Origin of the sequence: Robertmurraya dakarensis (assembly GCF_900156875.1) — a bacterium.
Lineage (GTDB): Bacteria > Bacillota > Bacilli > Bacillales > Cytobacillaceae > Robertmurraya > Robertmurraya dakarensis.
On sequence record NZ_LT707409.1, the window covers coordinates 1,681,847 to 1,701,374 of the forward strand.

17 protein-coding genes, 1 other RNA gene and 1 other annotated feature are annotated in these 19,528 nt (G+C 39.8%); of the genes, 7 read left to right on the forward strand and 11 right to left on the reverse strand.

Annotated features, from left to right (window positions below):
- Positions 1 to 27: 27 nt before the first annotated feature.
- Complete coding sequence (locus tag CZ487_RS16910) at positions 28 to 1,449, reverse strand: aldehyde dehydrogenase family protein (RefSeq protein WP_077213446.1); 1,422 nt, start codon at positions 1,447 to 1,449, stop codon at positions 28 to 30.
- A 416-nt stretch (positions 1,450 to 1,865) separates the two neighbouring features.
- Positions 1,866 to 2,098 (forward strand) — a binding site (T-box leader).
- A gap of 63 nt (positions 2,099 to 2,161) precedes the next feature.
- Between CZ487_RS16910 and CZ487_RS16915 the strand changes: the two genes are divergently transcribed.
- A complete protein-coding gene (locus CZ487_RS16915) occupies positions 2,162 to 3,706 on the forward strand; it encodes a 2-isopropylmalate synthase (RefSeq protein ID WP_077213447.1) in 1,545 nt (514 codons plus the stop codon).
- Between the two features lie 101 nt (positions 3,707 to 3,807).
- Here the strand turns inward: CZ487_RS16915 and CZ487_RS16920 are convergent, their stop codons facing one another.
- Genes CZ487_RS16920 through CZ487_RS16935 form a run of 4 tightly spaced genes read right to left on the reverse strand, consistent with a single transcriptional unit; the run spans position 3,808 to position 8,691 of the window.
- Positions 3,808 to 5,334, reverse strand: a complete 1,527-nt coding sequence (locus tag CZ487_RS16920; protein ID WP_077213448.1) for an acyl-CoA carboxylase subunit beta — start codon at positions 5,332 to 5,334, stop codon at positions 3,808 to 3,810.
- Between the two features lie 12 nt (positions 5,335 to 5,346).
- Positions 5,347 to 6,141: an enoyl-CoA hydratase gene (locus tag CZ487_RS16925; RefSeq protein WP_077213449.1), complete on the reverse strand. Its 795-nt coding sequence runs from the start codon at positions 6,139 to 6,141 to the stop codon at positions 5,347 to 5,349.
- Between the two features lie 5 nt (positions 6,142 to 6,146).
- Positions 6,147 to 7,508, reverse strand: coding sequence for an acetyl-CoA carboxylase biotin carboxylase subunit (locus CZ487_RS16930; protein WP_077213450.1), 1,362 nt, complete (start codon positions 7,506 to 7,508; stop codon positions 6,147 to 6,149).
- A gap of 40 nt (positions 7,509 to 7,548) precedes the next feature.
- On the reverse strand, positions 7,549 to 8,691 hold the full coding sequence (locus tag CZ487_RS16935; RefSeq protein WP_077213451.1) for an acyl-CoA dehydrogenase family protein: 1,143 nt from the start codon (positions 8,689 to 8,691) through the stop codon (positions 7,549 to 7,551).
- 256 nt (positions 8,692 to 8,947) lie between these two features.
- Between CZ487_RS16935 and CZ487_RS16940 the strand changes: the two genes are divergently transcribed.
- The 4 genes from CZ487_RS16940 to CZ487_RS26755 are packed head-to-tail and all read left to right on the forward strand — an operon-like array spanning position 8,948 to position 12,981.
- Positions 8,948 to 10,483, forward strand: a complete 1,536-nt coding sequence (locus tag CZ487_RS16940; RefSeq protein WP_084783322.1) for a spore germination protein — start codon at positions 8,948 to 8,950, stop codon at positions 10,481 to 10,483.
- The gene (locus CZ487_RS16945; protein ID WP_077213452.1) at positions 10,484 to 11,593 is read left to right on the forward strand and encodes a GerAB/ArcD/ProY family transporter; all 1,110 of its coding nucleotides are present in this window, start codon (positions 10,484 to 10,486) and stop codon (positions 11,591 to 11,593) included. It abuts the gene before it with no gap.
- Positions 11,571 to 12,821, forward strand: a complete 1,251-nt coding sequence (locus tag CZ487_RS16950) for a Ger(x)C family spore germination protein (protein WP_077213453.1) — start codon at positions 11,571 to 11,573, stop codon at positions 12,819 to 12,821. Before CZ487_RS16945 ends, CZ487_RS16950 begins: the two co-directional genes overlap by 23 nt.
- Before the next feature lies 1 nt (position 12,822).
- Positions 12,823 to 12,981, forward strand: coding sequence for a hypothetical protein (locus CZ487_RS26755; RefSeq protein WP_154676048.1), 159 nt, complete (start codon positions 12,823 to 12,825; stop codon positions 12,979 to 12,981).
- Between the two features lie 42 nt (positions 12,982 to 13,023).
- Here CZ487_RS26755 and CZ487_RS16955 read toward each other — a convergent pair whose 3' ends face one another.
- Positions 13,024 to 15,009 carry an acetoacetate--CoA ligase gene (locus CZ487_RS16955; protein ID WP_077213454.1) on the reverse strand — a complete coding sequence of 662 codons (1,986 nt, stop codon included), beginning with the start codon at positions 15,007 to 15,009 and terminating at the stop codon, positions 13,024 to 13,026.
- A gap of 133 nt (positions 15,010 to 15,142) precedes the next feature.
- Positions 15,143 to 15,316, reverse strand: a complete 174-nt coding sequence (locus tag CZ487_RS27235; protein WP_202617845.1) for a hypothetical protein — start codon at positions 15,314 to 15,316, stop codon at positions 15,143 to 15,145.
- Positions 15,317 to 15,514: 198 nt separating this feature from the next.
- Here CZ487_RS27235 and CZ487_RS16960 point away from each other — a divergent pair, with 198 nt between their 5' ends.
- Positions 15,515 to 16,399: an SDR family oxidoreductase gene (locus CZ487_RS16960; protein ID WP_077215364.1), complete on the forward strand. Its 885-nt coding sequence runs from the start codon at positions 15,515 to 15,517 to the stop codon at positions 16,397 to 16,399.
- Between the two features lie 298 nt (positions 16,400 to 16,697).
- Here CZ487_RS16960 and CZ487_RS26375 read toward each other — a convergent pair whose 3' ends face one another.
- Both CZ487_RS26375 and CZ487_RS16965 read right to left on the reverse strand, forming a co-directional pair.
- Positions 16,698 to 16,892 carry a hypothetical protein gene (locus tag CZ487_RS26375; protein WP_139339587.1) on the reverse strand — a complete coding sequence of 65 codons (195 nt, stop codon included), beginning with the start codon at positions 16,890 to 16,892 and terminating at the stop codon, positions 16,698 to 16,700.
- A 20-nt stretch (positions 16,893 to 16,912) separates the two neighbouring features.
- Positions 16,913 to 17,182 (reverse strand): hypothetical protein, encoded by a 270-nt coding sequence (locus CZ487_RS16965; protein ID WP_077213455.1) that lies wholly within the window; start codon positions 17,180 to 17,182, stop codon positions 16,913 to 16,915.
- 140 nt (positions 17,183 to 17,322) lie between these two features.
- Here CZ487_RS16965 and CZ487_RS27240 point away from each other — a divergent pair, with 140 nt between their 5' ends.
- Entirely contained in the window at positions 17,323 to 17,481 is a 159-nt protein-coding gene (locus tag CZ487_RS27240) for a hypothetical protein (RefSeq protein ID WP_202617846.1), read from the forward strand.
- Positions 17,482 to 17,543: 62 nt separating this feature from the next.
- Here CZ487_RS27240 and CZ487_RS16970 read toward each other — a convergent pair whose 3' ends face one another.
- Positions 17,544 to 19,025 (reverse strand): flotillin family protein, encoded by a 1,482-nt coding sequence (locus CZ487_RS16970; protein ID WP_077213456.1) that lies wholly within the window; start codon positions 19,023 to 19,025, stop codon positions 17,544 to 17,546.
- Between the two features lie 227 nt (positions 19,026 to 19,252).
- Positions 19,253 to 19,449: non-coding RNA, 6S RNA (gene ssrS / locus CZ487_RS16975), on the reverse strand.
- Positions 19,450 to 19,528: the final 79 nt, after the last annotated feature.

Sequence of the window (19,528 nt, forward strand, 5' to 3'; positions counted from 1 at the left end):
AAAAAACAGGATTAATGGACGTTAAACTTATTTTTTCTTAACCATAATGGTCTTCGTATTTGTATACTCCGCAATTCCATCAAGTGAATGTTCCACCCCAATACCAGACTGTTTATGTCCGCCAAACGGGAAGTGCGGCGAAAGCACTTGTGCTTCATTAATCCAGACTGTTCCTGTATCAAGCCTCTCTGCAATAGAGCGAGCACGGTCTAAATCATTTCCCCATACGGAGCCGCCAAGTCCATATTCTGTATTATTGGCTCTCGCAATCACTTCTTCATAATCACTGTATTTTAATACTGGCAATACTGGTCCGAACGCTTCTTCTACCACAACCCTAGAATCTTCAGGCGGATTGTCTACAATTGTAACCGGTATAAAGTAGCCGTTACCTTCTTCAATCTCACCGCCGCATACGATATTGAATCCAGACTTTTTGGTATCCTCAATCAAATCTTTTACTTTTTCAAATTGCATTTTATTTTGAAGCGGTCCAATCTGTGATGCTGGATCTAATCCATTGCCGACCTTCACCGTTTTCGCAAACTGTACCAATTCTTTTAAAAATTCATCATAGATTTTTTCATGAACGAATAGTCGTTTTGTTGCAATACAAACTTGAGCGGTATTACGGAAAGCCGCCCAAAAGATCGGTTCCACAATTTCCTTCGGATTTGCATCCTCCAGTACGATTGCAGCATCGTTTCCACCAAGCTCTAATGTGACGCGCTTTAAAGTACCTGAAGCACTCTTCATTACTTTTTTACCTGTAGCCGTTGAACCTGTGAAGCTAATCTTATTTATATCTGGATGTTCGGTCATCCACTGTCCCAGTTCATTACCTCCAGAAACGACATTCAGCACACCTGGCGGGAAAATATCTCTTGCAATTTCACCAAGCAATAACGCAGTAATTGGTGTGGTTGGAGCCGGCTTAATTACTACTGGATTCCCTGTAAGTAAAGCAGGAGTAATTTTCCATATAGCAAGCGTTACCGGGAAATTCCACGGTACGATTAATCCCGCAACACCAAGTGGTGTGTGTACTTTTTCGACAAAGTGATGCTCCTTATCCTCAAGGATTTCACGCGGCAGACGTTTCTGTGCTAACGCTTTACAAGTCTTGGCAGCTCCAATAACCTCACCAATAGCACCTTGTAAAGGTCTTCCCATTTCTAATGTAAAGAGATTTCCTATTTCTTCACTTCTCTTGCTGAATGCATCAGCAAACTCTTCTAATTTTGCTGCTCGTTCATCTACAGAAAGTGCTGCCCATTTTGGGAAAGCTTCACGAGCAGCTCTTACAGCATTATTTAAGTCTTCTTGGGTGGCGTCTGGAACTTGTGCAACTACTTCTTCTGTTGCCGGATTTAGTACCTTTATCGTCTTTTCTGATGTAACGCCTTTTCCATTAATCGTCATTGAAAATTCTCTTGTAACCGTATTCATTTTTCTCCCCCACTCATCTTTTTTAATTTTTAGAAAACACTATATTATACTTATCAACTAAGCAGCTAAAAAATGACAAAACTATTTTTGTTATTTTCTCCATTCAAAGTCCATCGTCAGCAGAACGATTACTGATGCAGCGATCACGATATGCCACCCATAATATGTACGTCTGCTGTTCGTTTTCATCGCACCTCCCTTCTTTTTAAAAGAATATCGTAATAATTTTCATAATAATTAGAATATACATTATATTCCACCGCTTTGTAAATAAAGAAAGACTCATATTGTGATAGGAATTGCATATCTTTACATCGATATTAGAATCTGTTAATCTATATTTAAGAATTTTTAAAAAAATAGGTTATTGCTTTTCTGAAATGAATGTAGTATATTAAAAAAAATTTAAAAAATATTAATTGTCTGTGAAAAGGAGCAAGAAAGAACCTTCTTCTAAAGAGAGCCTGTGGTTGGTGCAAACAGGTGTTGAAATCTTTCCGACTCGCCTTGGAGACATTCTTCTGAACTATTAGTAGGAAGAACGGAACACATTTCGTTATTTTGTGAAGTTAGACCTTAACTTACCGAGGCTGTTTTCGTGAGGGAGCAGCGAATGAGGGTGGTACCGCGAGATATTCTCGCCCCTCAGGCTAAGTTAAGGTTTTTATTTTTTATAATAACTAACATTTAATTATAAAGGGAGGAATTTATCATGGCAGAAAGAGTGTACTTTTTTGATACAACATTAAGAGATGGGGAACAAACACCTGGAGTTAGTTTAAACCAAGAGGAAAAGGTAGAAATTGCACTACGTTTAGAACAATTAGGAATTGATGTTATTGAAGCTGGGTTTGCGGCCGCTTCTCCTGGCGATGCAGAAGCTGTAAGAGCTGTAGCAAAAGCTGTCACAAAGCCAATGGTTGTAAGTCTTGCGAGAGCAAATAAAGCAGATATTGATGCGGTTGTTGCTGCACTAAGTGATGTTGATAATACCGGTATTCATGTCTTTATTGCTACATCCCCAATACACCGTGAGAAGAAACTATTAATGACAAAAGAACAGGTAGTCGAGCAAGCTGTTGAATGTGTATCTTATGCTGCTAAACACTTCAGCCATGTTGAATTTTCTTGTGAAGATGCGACTCGTACAGAGTTAGAGTTCCTGGCAGAAGTGACTGAAAAGGTAATCGAAGCAGGTGCTACTGTCATTAATTTACCAGACACAGTTGGGTATACAACGCCTGAAGAATACATCAAGATGTTTACTTATGTACGTGAGCATGCAAAAGGTGCAGAAAATGTCCGCTTTAGCTGTCATTGTCATGATGACCTTGGAATGGCAGTCAGCAACAGTATTGCAGCCGTGCAAGCTGGGGTTACACAAGTTGAAGGCTGTGTGAACGGAATTGGAGAACGTGCAGGAAACGTTGCACTTGAAGAAGTAGCAGCATTGCTAGAAACACGCAAAGACTATTATCAAAAAGAAACTGGCATCAACTTAAAAGAAATTGCGAAAACTAGTAAACTTATCAGCAGAATTACAGGAATCAGCATTCCTCCAAACAAAGCGGTAGTAGGTCATAATGCATTTGCTCACTCTTCTGGAATTCACCAAGATGGGGTGATCAAGGATAAATCTACTTACGAGATCATGACACCTGAAAGTGTTGGTTTCTTAGAAACGAAGCTTGTTCTAGGAAAGCTTTCTGGAAGAAATGCGCTTAAGCAAAGATATGAGGAGCTTGGCTACTCTATTGGTGCAGAGGAATTAAAAGAAGTATTCAAGAAGTATAAAGAGCTTGCTGACCGCAAAAAGGAAATCTTTGATGAAGACATTATCGCACTTTTAGAAACACAGCCATCTAAAAGCAATGTAAATGTGTATACATTTAAAGATGTCAGCTTACAAGTCCTGCCAAACAACAAGGATTACCGTGCATTCGTGAATATTGAAAATAATCAAGATGGTACAGTGATTGAAGGAGTTGGCGAAGGTAACGGTCCAGTTGATGCAATCTACAAAGGGATTGACCAAGGATTGAACATCGATGTTGAGCTAATCGACTATACGATTAAATCCATCTCAAAAGGGAAAGACTCCATTGGAGAAGTACATGTTAAAATAAAACACGGAGAGTCTTTATACCAAGGTAGAGCCATTAACGTAGATATTATCTTTGCTAGTGCAAGTGCCTATATTGATGCTATTAATAGGTTTGTGAGCACACAGCAAAATGTGGAAATTGTTAACAAATAATAGAAAATGAAATATCCATCAGCAGCATGTTACTGGTCGAAGGGCAAAGCCCCTGACCAAACAAGCCCAGGCTGCTGATGGATTTTATTTTTATTTTACCCTTATACAGGATATACCCCATGCTTACGATCGGAAAACATCATATACTTTGTCATATAAGCGTCAATACGTGCAGATAATTCTTCTCTTAAAGAATTCGGTTCAACAATATCGTCAATGATTAATTCCGATGCCAATCGGTAAATATCAATATCTTCTCGGTACTCCTCCCGTTTCTCAGCAATAAATTCAGCTCGCTCTTCTTCCTTAAGTGTTGCAATTTTATTTGCATATACCGCATTAACAGCGGCCTCAGGACCCATTACCGCAATCGAGGCTGTCGGCAGTGCCAAACAACAATCCGGTTCAAAAGCAGGACCAGCCATCGCATACAAGCCTGCACCATAAGCCTTGCGGATAATAACTGTCAATTTAGGAACAGTCGCTTCACTCATGGCAGAAATCATTTTCGCCCCATGACGGATAATTCCTGCTTTTTCAACATTTGTTCCAATCATAAAGCCCGGCACATCAGCAAGAAATAACAACGGAATATGAAAAGCATCGCATAAGTTAATAAACTTAGCTGCTTTGTCGGCACTATCATGAAAAAGGACACCGCCCTTCACTTTCGGCTGATTGGCAATGATGCCAATACTGTGACCATCAATTCTTGCCAGACATGTGATGAGCTCTGGAGCAAATAATTTCTTTACCTCACACATGGAATCCTCATCTATCAGTCTATCTATCAATCCATACATGTCAAAAGGGGCATTTTGATTTTTTGGTACAATCTCCTGTATCGATTTCTCAAATTTTGCAGGGACCTTCCCCTCTACTTTAGCTGGCTTCTCACTAAAATTATTAGGAAAATAACTTAAATATTGGCGAGCATACGTAATGGCCTCTTCCTCTGTTTTAACCAGAACATCACCGCATCCAGAAACGGAGCAGTGCATTTTTGCTCCTCCCATTTGCTCTAAGGATACTTTTTCCCCAATCACCATTTCTGCCATTCGCGGTGAACCTAAGTACATGGAAGCATTTCCCTCAACCATTACAACTATATCGCAGAAAGCTGGAATATAAGCACCACCTGCTGCAGACGGTCCAAATAGCAGACAGATCTGCGGGATTTTACCTGACAATTTAACTTGATTATAAAAAATCCTGCCTGCCCCTCGTCTGCCCGGAAACATTTCTAGTTGATCTGTAATCCGAGCTCCAGCAGAATCAACGAGATAAAGAAGAGGACAGCGCAGCTTTTCTGCCGTTTCTTGAATACGGATGATTTTTTCAACTGTTCTTTTTCCCCATGACCCTGCTTTTATCGTTGAATCATTCGCCATGACACAAACAGTCCTGCCATGTATTTTTCCAATTCCCGTCACGACACCATCTGCAGGAAGATCACCCGCGAGTATATTAGCAAACATGCCATCTTCTACCTGCAAACCGTCATCAAAAAGCAGACTTAACCGTTCACGTACAAATAATTTGCCTTGTTCTCTGTTTTTTTGATGATACTTTTCTGTTCCTCCCTCAAGGATCGAAGTTTTTTTCTTCTGATAGTCTGACCCAGTCATGTAAAAGCCCCCTTACTTGCCTTGATAGTGAGGTAATCGTTTCTCCGTAAATGCCTTCAAGCCCTCCATACGATCTTCACTCGGTATTAATGTACTGTAAGCCAGCTCTTCTATTTTCAGACCTGTGGCAAGATCTACATCAAGCCCTTTATTAATCGCCAGCTTTGCTTGAATAAGTGCAAGTGGACCATTCTTCACCATCTCTTCTGCCAGTTCTATTGCCTTTTCCATTAGCAGTTCACTAGGATAGATATATTCGAGAATGCCTATTTCTTTTGCTTCCTCTGCTGTCAGACGTTTCGCACAATAAATGAGCTCCTTTGCTTTCCCAGGACCAATTAATCTAGGAAGCCGTTGTGTTCCGCCAGCACCAGGGATGATTGCAAGAGACGTTTCTGTTAGGCCTAGTTTTGCTGCAGCAGTTCCAATCCGGATATCGCAAGCGAGAGCTATTTCAAGCCCCCCACCGAAAGCAACACCATTGATCGCTGCAATGACAGGCTGCGGAAGTGTCTCGACATCTGTAATCGTGGAACCTATTAAGCGTACAGCATCCTTTACCTCTGTATCATTCATCCCTTTCCTTTCTTTCAAATCAGCCCCTGCACAAAAAGCCTTCGTTCCTGTGCCAGTTAAGATGACAACCCGTATATCTTGACTATTCCTCACTTCATTTATGATACTTTGCAGTTCATGGAGCATATTTTTTGAAAAAGCATTTGCGGAAGACGGCCGATTTAAGGTAATAATTGCAATTCCATCCTGACGTTTTTCAAAAAGAACATCTTTCTCGCATGTATCCTTCAACCCACTCACTCCTTCCTTTGTTTTAGCTTTGGCAAATAATGCTTATTAACAAAATCAGTTGTCGTCATTCCTGCTATAAACTGATCATGACTTATAATATCTTTCAGCATGGAGAGGTTGGTTTTGATTCCTTCAATTTTATACTTGTTAAGGGCAACATTCATCTTATTACAAGCTTCTTTCCGCGTCTCCCCCCAGACGATGAGCTTCCCGATCATGGGATCATAAAATGGAGTTACCTCTGATCCAGCTTCAACAGCAATGTCATGACGAATTCCTTCTCCTTGCGGAAGTTCAATATCTTTAATCGTGCCTGGTGACGGAAAAAAGCGTACAGGGTCTTCTGCATAAATCCTCACTTCAATCGCGTGTCCATTTCTCTCGACATCTTGGCGGCTAAAAGAGAGGCGCTTCCCACTAGCAATCTTTAATTGTTCTTCTACGAGATCCAGACCAGTTATTTCTTCTGTTACTCCATGTTCCACTTGTAATCTCGTATTCATCTCAAGAAAATAGAAGTTCTGCTTCTTATCTACTAAAAACTCAATGGTGCCCGCATTGCTGTAACCGATATGCTTAGCAGCTTTTACCGCAGCTTCGAGCATCTTCTCCCTTGTTTCTTCATTTATAAACGGAGAAGGAGCTTCTTCTACCACTTTTTGGTGGCGGCGCTGTACCGAACACTCTCTTTCCCACAAAGGGATCACATGACCGTACTGATCCGCGATAATTTGCACTTCGATATGATGCGGTTCCTCAATATATTTTTCAATGAACATAGCCCCATCGCCGAAGAATGATTGAGCCCGTTTTTTGTTTCCAGAAAAAGCTTTACGGAGTTCCTCTTCACTATGAACGAGCTGCATCCCGATCCCGCCTCCGCCGGCAGACGCTTTCAGCATGAGTGGATAGCCAATCTTAGCGGCTGCAGTTACGGCTTCCTCCTCATTTTCGAGTGGTAGATCAACGCCCTCTATAACCGGCACCCCGGCTGCTTGCATCATTTTCCGGGCTTCAATTTTACTCCCCATGGAAGCGATGATTTCCGGATTTGGTCCGATAAAAACAAGGCCAGCATCCTTACATTTTTTTGCGAACGAAGCATTTTCCGACAACAGTCCATAGCCTGGATGAACTGCCTCAGCTTTTGTTGAAATCGCTATGGCAATAATTTCATCAGCATTAAGATAACTTTGATGAACCGGAGGCTTCCCCACGCAATACGATTCATCAGCATGCCGGACAAATACGGCTCCAGCGTCTGCTTCTGAATAGATGGCCACTGTCTTAATTCCAAGTTTCTTACAGGTCTTCATAATTCTTAAAGCAATTTCTCCGCGATTGGCAATTAGTACTTTCGAAAACATAAATGATTCACTCCCCTTATTACTAAAAACATTGCTTCATTTAACAGCCAAGATGCCTTGCTATAACGAGCCGCTGGATTTCAGAAGTACCTTCGCCAATTTCCATTAACTTAATATCACGCAAATGCCTTTCTACATCATATTCCTTCATATATCCCGATCCTCCGTGTATTTGAATCGCTTGATTGCACACACGGAAGCCCATTTCTGATGCAAAAAGCTTAGCAAAGGCTGCTTCTTTTCCAAATGGTTTTCCTTGATCTTTTAGCCATGCTGCTTTGAAAACTTGATTTCTCGCCAATTCAATTTCCATGGCCATATCAGCCAGCTTGAACTGAATGGCTTGAAATTTTGAAATGGATTGACCAAACTGCACCCTTTCTTTTGAAAATTGAAGCGCTTTCTCAAAAGCGGCTTGGGCAATTCCAACAGAGAGAGCTGCGATCGAAATTCGTCCTCCATCCAACGTGTATAAAAATTGACTAAATCCCTTTTTCTCGTCCCCGAGAAGATTTTCTTTCGGAACACGAACATGATCAAGAACGATTTGACAAGTGTTAGACCCGCGGACACCCATCTTGTCATAATTACATGCTATCGTCATTCCAGGCGTATCAGTCGGCACAATGATCGCTGATACAATATTTCGTCCATTCGATTTTTTCCCTGTTACCGCTGTAATAATGACTTGACGAGAGTAACCAGCATTGGTGATCCAGCATTTCTCACCATTGATCACCCATTCATCTCCATCCAAAACCGCTTTTGTTCTTGTTCCGCCGGCATCTGATCCTGCGTTCGGTTCTGTTAATCCAAAAGCACCCAGCGTTTCACCTTTCGCCATTGGAACAAGCCACTTTTGCTTTTGCTCTTCTGTTCCAAAATAGTAGATAGGACTAGCTCCTAAACTCGTATTTGCTGCATAGCTTAAACCGGTCCCTCCACACGCCTTCCCAATTTCCTCCACAGCGAGACAATAGGAAAACGTATCTCCTCCTGCGCCCCCGTATTTTTCCGGAAATGGAATTCCAAGTAATCCAAGTTTCCCTAGCTTCTCAAAAATTTCGTAACGCATTTTCGATTGTTCATCAATTTCCCGGCTATATGGCTTTATTTCTTTTTCAGCAAAATCTCTCACCATTTCTTGAAGCATTTGCTGTTCTTTCGTTAATTCGAAATTCATGATGTTCCCTCCTAGAGGTTTTGCATGGCAAACACTTTAATTTCCTGAGAGTTTAAAACCTTCAGAATTACAGGAATATGCACTGCTATTATTCTGAATTTATTGTTTTATCTTGGAAATTATTCAAAGTTTATTTTCCTAGTTTCTTATTTCAGTCATATGATTTGGGAAATATCACATAATAAAGGAAGATTTTATCTTCAATTACTAAAAAGTTTGAAGCACAAATGACTTATTAAGGGAAAGAGGTGGTTAGATGTGGACTCCACTTCAACGAAAAAAATTAAAACAAAAACTACAATTACCTGAGAGATCAGCTTCAAAGGATATCGAGTTGAAGGAACAAAGCATCTCTCCTCTTTTAAACGATTGTCTATCACTTTTTAAAAACATTTACAGTGTACCGGATAATAAAGATGTTCAAATTCGGGAATTAACCATCAATAAATTAGAAATGCAAGCAGCGGCGGTTTTTATCAATACAATTGCTGATACCAAGGAAGTAGAAGATCGAGTCATTCAACCTTTACTATTAAACAGAGATGAAAATAAACAAATAACAGATATCGTTACTGCTCAAACTGTCAAAACCGTCACTATTGTTAAGGATGCAATGGCGGAAATTAATAATGGGAATACTGTCGTTTTTGTTGAGGGCATGACAAAATGCTTTGTGCTTAATACTTCTAATTTTCAAAGCAGGGCAATTTCCAATGCAGAAGATGAAGTTATTTTAAAAGGACCGAAAGAAGCTTTTAATGAGAAAGCCGTGACGAATATCTCATTAGTACGTAAAAAGATAAGAAATGAAAACCTTATCGTCGAGTCTGTGGAGATTTCAAAACGGTCTAAAAATGAAGTTTTCGTTTTGTATATAAAAGACCTAGTCAATGATGAACTGCTCGGTAATATAAAAAAACGATTGAGCTCGTTAAACGCAGATGCTATCCAAAATTTGAGCCTTTTGGAACAGTATATAGAAGAAAGACAGTTGTCACTTTTTCCTTCTATACTTTACACAGAACGTCCGGATCGGGCTGCTTCATTCTTGGAGGACGGACATATTGTGCTGTTAATGGACAATTCGCCAGCATCTCTTATACTTCCTGCAACTTTTTGGTCTTTTTTTCATACACCGGAAGAACATTACTTGCGATTTCCATTCGGTAATATTACAAGAGCATTAAGGATGGCTGCATTATTTATTGCTTTATTCACGTCTGCCATTTACGTTTCGATTACCAATTATCATTCAGAGATGATCCCGCCGGATTTATTGTTAGCGATCGCGTCAACGAGAGAAAAAGTTCCTTTCCCTGCTGTAGTTGAAATTTTAATTATGGAAGTTGCTTTTGAACTTATTAGAGAAGCAGGTCTGCGCGTACCGAATCCAATTGGCCCTACGATTGGAATTGTCGGGGCATTGATTTTAGGAGAAGCTGCTGTTTCGGCGAACATCATCAGTCCAATTGTGATTATTGTAGTGGCATTAGGTGGATTATGCTCCTTTTCAGTTAGTGACATTAACCTGAACTATGCAGTCCGCTTTATCAAGTTTATCTTTATTTCCGCTGCTGGTATTTTTGGGATTTACGGAATGACTGCGCTTTTTATCATGGGAATCTTTTATTTAGTTTCCCTAAAATCATTCGGGGTTCCTTATTTGGCACCTCTTTCACCGAAATATGTTTCTTCTGGCGACACGATGTTCCGAACATTATTAAAGAATGAAGTTTTTCGTCCAGGATATCTGAAGCCAAAAGATATCGTAAAAAAAGGCGGAGAAAATTAGATGGAGAAAAAACAAGGAACTCTCGGGTTAAGAGAATTTTTTGCCATGACCATCCTGATGATTGGCGCCAAATTATCTGATGATACACCTAGCATCCTTTACGACAGCCTGCTAAACGCAGCATGGATGGTGCCAATCATCAGTGGTATTCTTTCGGCCATCCCGCTGTATTTATTGTTTAAAGTCATGTCTAAACATGAAAATAAAAATCTACATGATATCAATTTGGCTCTTTTGGGACGTTTTCTCGGATATAGCGTTTCTTTTATACTTTGGCTCATTGGATCATTTGCGATTATTACAGACACGAGAGGCTATGTGGATATAATTTCTACCATGTATTTTATAAATACTCCGCCAATTGCTATTTACGCGGTTCTTATGGTCGTTTGTGCTTATGGAGCAAAAAAAGGGATTCAGCATATCGGATCTGTTGCTTATGTACTCATTTTTTATGTAAAAGCCGTGCTCTTAATAGCATTTATTTTTGCAATATTGGATAGCAGTTTCAATCATATTTTTCCAATTTGGGGTCCGGGACAATGGGAGATTGTAAAGGAAAGCACCCAAAAGGTCTCGATATTTGCTGATTTGTTATTTCTCGCGCTGATCGCACCCTACTTAACTTCCGTAAAGGAATTTAAAAAAGGAACATGGGCAGCGCTTATCTTTTTAATTTTTGAACTGGCATTTTCTTTCCTGATATACGTTTTAATCTTTGATTATATGCCGGTTCAGAGTCTAAACTATCCTTACCACGAAATGATCCGTTACATTGAAGTTGGCAATTTCCTTACAAAAGTAGAGACATTCTTCCTTCCACTTTGGCTGATTGCAGCATTTGTGAGATTTTCGGCATACCTTTATCTTAATGCCGTGTTATTTGGAGGGTTATTTAAGATTAAGCAATTTGAGCTTGCGATCCCCGCACTGGCAACGACCTTTTTATTCTTTGGATTATTGCCAGAAACACCTGCGATTACTACTTTCGTTTTGAGAGAAACACTTTTGAATTTAACAAGTCCATTATTTATTTTGATGCCCATACTCTTATGGGTTGCAGCACTAGTTAGGGGAGAGTTCAAAAATGGAAAAAAGGAAAATTTGTAACGCACTCATTCTCCTTCTCATTGCCCTGGCTCTTACTGGCTGCTGGGATAAAAAAGAGGTTGAACAAAAAGCTTATGTCATTGGACTCGGCCTGGATAAATCAGAAGATAAAGGACCTATAAATGTCACACTTTTAATTGCAAATCCTGAGGTTGGTTCCCAACAAACCGGAGGAGCACAGAACGAACCTGTTCAGGAAATCATAACATTGCCTGCAAATGATTTTATATCGGTCAAAAACACCGCAAACGTTGTCGTTGCAAGGGAACTTTCCTACGATTTAATGGAAATTATCATCGTTTCTGAGGAATTCGCAAAAGAAAAAGAGTTTATTAGATGGATGTATGACGCAGCAAAGGAGCGGGAAATCCGACGAGATATTTTTTTGGCAGTTTCAAAAGAAAAAGCAAGTGAATTTATTAAGAAAAATAAGCCCAAAGTTGAAACGAGGCCCCATAAATACTTTCAATTCATGATACGTCAAGGAATTCAAACAGGTCTGATTCCGAAATCTGACCTTCATCGTTTTTTTAAGGTAACAGAACAGGACGCTGATTTATTTTTGGCTATGTATATCAGCTCGAAAAAGGATGAATCTACAACATTTGGCAATGTTGATCAATATCTTCCAGGTGAACTGGACATTTCAGGGAGTTCTAATCAAACACAGTTTATTGGTTCTGCCGTATTTAAAGAAGGAATAATGATTGGAAAATTAAATGGCCAGGAAACCCGGATTGCTCAGACATTTGATAACACTTCAAATATTTCTAATGTGATGGTCACATATCCTGATCCTTTTGATGAAGATTACAAAATTGCAATTCGACTAATTAAGAAGCATCCGGTTGATGTAAAGATGAGTCTACAAAATGGCAGATTAAACATTAACATGGAGGTTCCATTTACGGTCGAAGTATTAACAGATCCGAGCATGGCAAATTATGCCACAGATAGTGAAAAGGTAAAGATTTTAAAGGAACATTTACAATCAACACTTGAAAAATCCGCTTTGAATTTTATCAAAAAAACGCAGGAAGAATTAAAAGGAAATCCATTTTCCTTATCACTTCATGGAAGAAGATTGTTTTCAACGATACCAGAATACGAGGACTTTGATTGGATGAAATCTTATCCCGAGGCAGACATCAATGTGAAAGTGAAGATGGAACTCGGAGAATTCGGAAAACAAACAAAGGTGATTGATTTGGAAAAGGTGAGAGATTAAGATGAATTTCTTAGTGATAGGAGCTCTTTTAGTAATCATCCTTTATAGCTTTGGTTTTGCAGTCACACTATGGAGAGAAAAAAATAAAATCGGTTCCATCGCTGTAAACTTTCTTTGTTTGCTGATGGCTGTTCTTCCATTTTTCAGTTACTTTAAATAAAGGATGACCCGCTGATGATGTGGTCATCCTCTATTTATCATATTAAAGCGGTAAATGTTTTGAGAATTCCACAAAAAAATCAAGAGAATTTGGATTGCTGATAGATCCTTTATTGATGGCATTTTCTAATGGATGCCCCATAAGAATTTTCTTGATAGGGACTTCTAGCTTCTTCCCATTCAAAGTTCGGGGCACCTCCCTGATATGAAGGATATCATCTGGAACATGTCTCGGCGAACAACTGGTACGTATATTATCTTTTATCTTACTCCTCAGACTATCATTCAGTGTTTTGCTTTCGTCCAACACTACAAATAGGGGCATATATGCTTTCCCTTTCTCATTGCTCAGGTCAATCACAAGGCTGTCTGCTACCCCTACAACCCTTTCTACAGCACGATAAATCTCGCTTGTTCCTATCCGAATACCACCGCGGTTGATAGTAGAATCGGAACGTCCATAAATTTGACAGCTTCCTGTTTCCGTAATTTTAATCCAATCCCCATGTCTCCATACGCCAGGATAAACATCAAAATAACTGTTATAGTAACGTTCACCTTTTTCATCATTCCAGAAAAACACAGGCATCGAAGGCATAGGTTCTGTCACCACGAGTTCCCCGACTTCATTGATGAGTGCTTTCCCAGCTTCATCAAAAGATTCTACTTTTGCCCCTAGTGATCGGCACTGAATCTCTCCGGCATGTACGGGAAGGAGGGGAGATCCTCCAACAAATGCCGAACAGAGATCAGTTCCTCCGCTTACAGAAGCAAGCCATAGATCTTCTTTTACATTTTCGTATACCCATAAAAATCCTTCAGGTGGAAGCGGTGACCCTGTCGAACCAACGCTCTTTAATTTTTCGAGGTTTGCTTCTTTTTTCGGGATGATTTTATTATTCATACAGGAAAGCAGGAAACTTGCAGATGTGCCAAAAACGGTCATCCCTGTTTCTTCGGCAAATTTCCAAAGTGAACTAAGGTTAGGATAGCCAGGATTCCCATCATATAATAGAATGGCAGAGCCGGTTAACAATCCTCCAACAAGCAAATTCCACATCATCCAGCCTGTTGTCGTAAACCAAAAAAAGCGGTCATCGTCTTTTAAGTTTATATGGAGGGAACATTGTTTTAGATGTTCTAAGAGGATTCCACCCTGCCCTTGGACAATTGGCTTTGGAAGACCCGTTGTACCTGATGAATAAAGAACCCATAGCGGGTGATCAAACGAAACTTGTTCAAACTGCAACGCAGCTCCTTGATGATCCTTAATAAAATCGTCCCAAAGAACATAATCCTTTATTTTGTTTACATCTGGAGTTAGTTGCAAATATGGCAGCATAATGGATCTTTCTAGTGATGGGATGGCCGCTACGATATCTGATACTGTTGCCAAACGATCAAAATCCTTGCCTCCATAGCGATAACCATCAACGGCAATTAACACTTTTGGCTGAATTTGTTTAAAGCGGTCAATAACAGTCGCACTTCCAAAATCGGGAGAACAGCTCGACCAAATTGCTCCGATGCTGGCAGACGCTAAGAAGGCAATCACAGCTTCTGGAATATTTGGAAGATACGCTACAACCCGGTCTCCTTTTGTTACACCAGCAGCTCTTAATGCTGAAGCAAAAGCTGCCACTTGCTCTTCTAACGATTTCCAAGTTATTGTCTGCAGAGAACGAGTTTCTGATTTTGACAGAATTGCAGGTACATCTCCTCTTTTTTTCCGGAAAAGATACTCCGTATAATTGATTGTGGATCCCTCAAACCATTTAGCACCAGGCATTTTCCGTTGTGAAAGAACTTGTAAATAGGGAGCATTAGACTTTACATCGAAAAATCCCCACAACGATTCCCAAAATCCCTCTATATCACTTACAGACCAATCCCATAGCTTTTCATAGTCTTCAAATTTCAAATTACGATTTCTTTCTAACCATTTCATATACTTTACTAAATTAGAAGTATTCTTGTATTCTTCAGACGGCTCCCAAAGCAGGGTGCCTTCCGTTACCTTTTGTGCCAAATGCCTCTCTCCCTTCTTAATGGCCTTAGTTTTAAATCTATTATATAACTATTCGGAATAGTAAGAAATATTTTCTTTGTTGAGAGGCATTCGACAAGCCATCATTATTTCAACAGTAATAATTAAGATGCTGTTAAATTAACGGATAGTACGGTTGATAACGCGGATGTACATAAAAAGGCGGTCTAGGACCAATTTTTGGAAGTTTAAAAATATAGTTACTGGCAGTGTAAAGAACTGCTTCTTTTTCATCAGAATGGTTCATTACGAGCAACCGTACAATCGGGCTGTATTGATAATCTTGCATGATTATTTACCTCCTCTGCTTACGTCTCCTGATTTTACTGTATTCATGATTTCTTATAAAAGAGCCCGTACTAAGACAAATTTAGATAGGCACTCTATGTGTTTACCCATCATATAGTAACGCAATAATGTTTTTTCCTGAGGAGGTTGCCCATTGTCTAAAAACAAAAGGAATAAAGATACTGGCCAAGAATATCCGATGCACCCCAATTACGGTAAAATTACGCAATTTGAAGAGGTTGCCCTTACGGTTCCTGAGCAGCGGCAACTACGACAGCCCGGTGTTGAAAAATATATGGTGCCCAGACCCATCATTGAAAATCCAAATTACCAAGGAAGCGAAAAACTTAAAGGAAAAGTTGCCATCATAACAGGAGGAGACAGCGGGATTGGTGCTGCAGCAGCAATTGCATTTGCCAAAGAAGGAGCGAATGTTGCAATTGCTTACTTAGATGAACATGAAGATGCCAATCGTACGAAAACGAGGATTGAAGAAATCGGTCAGGCTTGCCTGCTGCTGCCAGGTGATTTAAGGGAAAAGCAGCAATGTATTGATATCGTTGAAAAAACCATTAAGACTTTTGGTCGTTTAGATGTCCTATGTAACCACGTCGGAATACAGTTTCAACAATCGAGTTTACTTGATATTAGTGATGAACAATTTGACGATACCTTTAAAGTAAATATTTACTCGCATTTTTATACTACTAGAGCTGCACTTCCCCATTTAAAAGCAGGAAGCTCCATCATTAATACTGCTTCCGTTGTGGCTTATTATGGACACGATCAATTGATCGATTATAGTGCAACTAAAGCAGCCAATGTTGGTTTCACCCGTGCACTCGCAAATAACTTAGTGTCAAAAGGCATACGAGTAAACGCGATTGCACCTGGTAGAATCTGGACACCACTTATTCCGGCAAGCTTCTCAAGCGACCAAGTTCCACTTGCAGGAAATCCAATGGACCGCCAAGGACAGCCGTTCGAGCTGGCCCCTGCTTTCGTTTACTTAGCATCAGATGATTCCCGATTTGTAACCGGTCAAACCATCCATGTCAATGGAGGACAGGTGATGTCTTCTTAAGGAACTGTTACTTGGCTCATGGAAATAGGTACTAATCTTCATTATGGCTATGAGAACCGGTTCTTGTGTAGCGCGAGAAAGAGATGGTCTTCACCTTGGCTATGATGACCGTTTTTGGTTCATAGAACATAGAAACTGGTCTTCATCTGGGCTATGATGACCGTTACTCGTACTGCGAGAGGAAGAACCGGTTTTCATAAGAAGAATGATGACCGTTCTTGGTTCATAGAACACAGAAACTGGTCTTCATCTGGGCTATGATGACCGTTACTTGTACTGCGAGAGGAAGAAGCGGTCTTCATAAGAAGAATGATGACCATTTTTGGTTCATAGAACATAGAAACTGGTCTTCATCTGGGCTATGATGACCGTTACTGGTGCGCTGAGAGGAAGAACTGGTCTTCATTAAACGAGATGAAGACCAAATCATCCCGGTTGTCTGGAAGAATAGGTACTCAAAATCAACAACAAAAGCTGGTTTCGTCATAGACATGGTTGAAACCAGCTTTTACTTTATTCATCACGATAAAATGACCTTACTTTTTCTAAATCCTCCAACAATTGATACACTTCATCCTGTGTTAGGCGCAGCGGCAGTTGATCGTATAATGTAAGTACTTGTCCATCCTCGTCATGTTTATGTTTTAATAAATATTCGTAAAGATTAGTTACCTGGTTCTGTTTCATTGTTGATTGTGTTTCAAGATGTTTGAAAGTTTCCATTGAAAACTCATTTAATGCCGCATCAAATTCCCCGCCAATGATATTTCCGTTTAATCTCACACCATATGCCCCCTTATTCTTATAAACCTAGTATGTCTAATTAACAGAAAAAAGATTATTCTGGATGCCACGACAGCCAATATTTTTCAATTGTATACATTCCCTTATTTTTCGAATGCTACATAGCAGGAGGTGGTATTTTGGAAGAGCAGAAGCAAAATAAATCGAAAAAGATTGGCCAAAAATACGATTCCATGAATGCAATGGATCAAGGCACCAATTTAATCTCACAGGTGATTAACAATGCTACTGGTCTTGATGAGGGGAATGATGGTGAAAACCCAACTAATAAACGATAAAAATCCCTTATAACCTGATTCAAACAAGAGAAACTCCTCATCATTGACGAGGAGTTTTTCCATTAGTTTGCTTCATCAGTATTATGGTCTTCTAATTTTTCAACTGCCACCGGGGCTTGCTGGTTATTTGGTGTACCTCCGTTTCCTCTTGTAACATACGATTTCAGCAGCTCGCTTACATCAAGACCGATCATTTCCTTTAATGGTTCTTGCATATCGACCATTGTTCTGGTGATACTTTTCCCAAATGAAGGCACTCCCTGACCATTCCCTGAATCAATAATTTTAACGGATTCAATATTATTAAGCGGCTGTGCTATTTTTTCAGCAAAAATCGGCAGCATCTCGATTAGCTTTTCAGTGATAATCACATCACCGTGCTTTTCCATAGCCTCGGCGAGCAATTTCCGGGCTTCTGCCTCGGCTTTCCCGCGTTCACGGATAACATCAGCTTCAGCAGAACCTTCCTCACGGCGTATCCTTGCTTTAGCTTCCCCGTCAATTTCCGCCTTTCTTGCTTCCGCTTCCGCTTTTCTAGTAGTTTCATAGTATTCTGCGTCTGCTTTTGTCATTCTGACCTTACTTTCCTCTTCCTCTAATTTAACAGCACGTTCGCGTTCTAAGAATTTCAGTGTTAATTCTTCTTCCTTCACTTCTTTTGCCAGCTTTGCTTTCTCCAACTCATAAGACTGTTCGGATTTGGCACGAGCACGTTCTGTTTCCTCTTTAAAAGAAGCATCCTGCAAATCTTTTTCCTTTTTTGCTTCAGCGATGGCAATTTGACGTCGGTATTCTTCTTCTTTTGCTTCCTGATCCGTTTTAGCTCTGTGTATGCGAGTCTCTCTTTCACTGTTAGCTTCAGCTATCTCAGCTAGCTTGCGAACCTCTGCGATACGCGGCCTTCCTAAATTTTCTAAGTATCCATTTTCTTCATCAGCATCACGAATATCTGTGAGGCCTAATGAGGTGATTTTAAAGCCCATTAAATCGAGCTGTTTTTGAGCTATTTCGGAAACATCATGATTGAACTTTTCCCGGTCACTATTGATGTCCTCAACCGTCATCTTCGATAGAATTGCGCGAAGATTACTCCCCAGAACCTCAATAATTTCTGATTCAATTTCATCTTGATCTTTTCCTAAAAATTGCTCTGCATAATTGGCAATCCCATTTAAGGAATCAGCTACCTTGACCATTGCAACTGCATCAGCCACGATCGGCACACCGCCATTTGTATACACTCTAGGTGTTGACAGCATTAATTGGAACGATGTTAGATTAACTGGGGTTGCAGTTTGAAAACGCTTAAGGCGGTAACCGCCTCCTCTGATAATTTTCATCGAACGCCCTTCGTCATCTGTGAAAATATTTGACTCTTTTTCAGGGTCTCCAAGCTTTGGACCGGTAATGATTAAAGCTTGGTTGGACCTTGCTGTTCGATATCTAAATTTCATCCAAAAATAATATCCCACACCAACAATAGCTGCTACAATTAATATTGGAATCAACAGCGCGAGAAATCCAAAAATAGTTGACAAAAAAATCTTCCCCTTTCCAAGTTGTTTATTTTTGAAGGGAGAATCATGGATATATATTACTTCTTAGGAACTCCGAAAATTTTTAACTGATTATTCCGAATCTTAACACCATATGATTTTCAAGATCTCCCCTTCTTCCTGCTACAATAACTAATACGAACATAACGATGAAAAGTTTCAAAAAACACAAAAAAACCAGCTTCCGATTAGGAAACTGGTTTGGGTTTCAATAGGTTAAAGCCGCTATTGCCGTAATAAATTTATAAGAAAGTTTTAGACCACACTCCTCAAAGTGGGTGTTCGCAGAAACATTCCTGCCTGTCCTCCTTGTCTTATAGACGGAGGCATGTCATTCTCGTTTCAATGTAAAACTCCCTATTACAGCTTAAAGGTTAAAACTTAATTATGATTACGTACAATGCAGCCTGTGTTTTTATAATAATGTATTTTTATTTATTTTTCAATGGAATTATCTTGAAAATATAAATTTCCATAAACGCGGTTGTCTT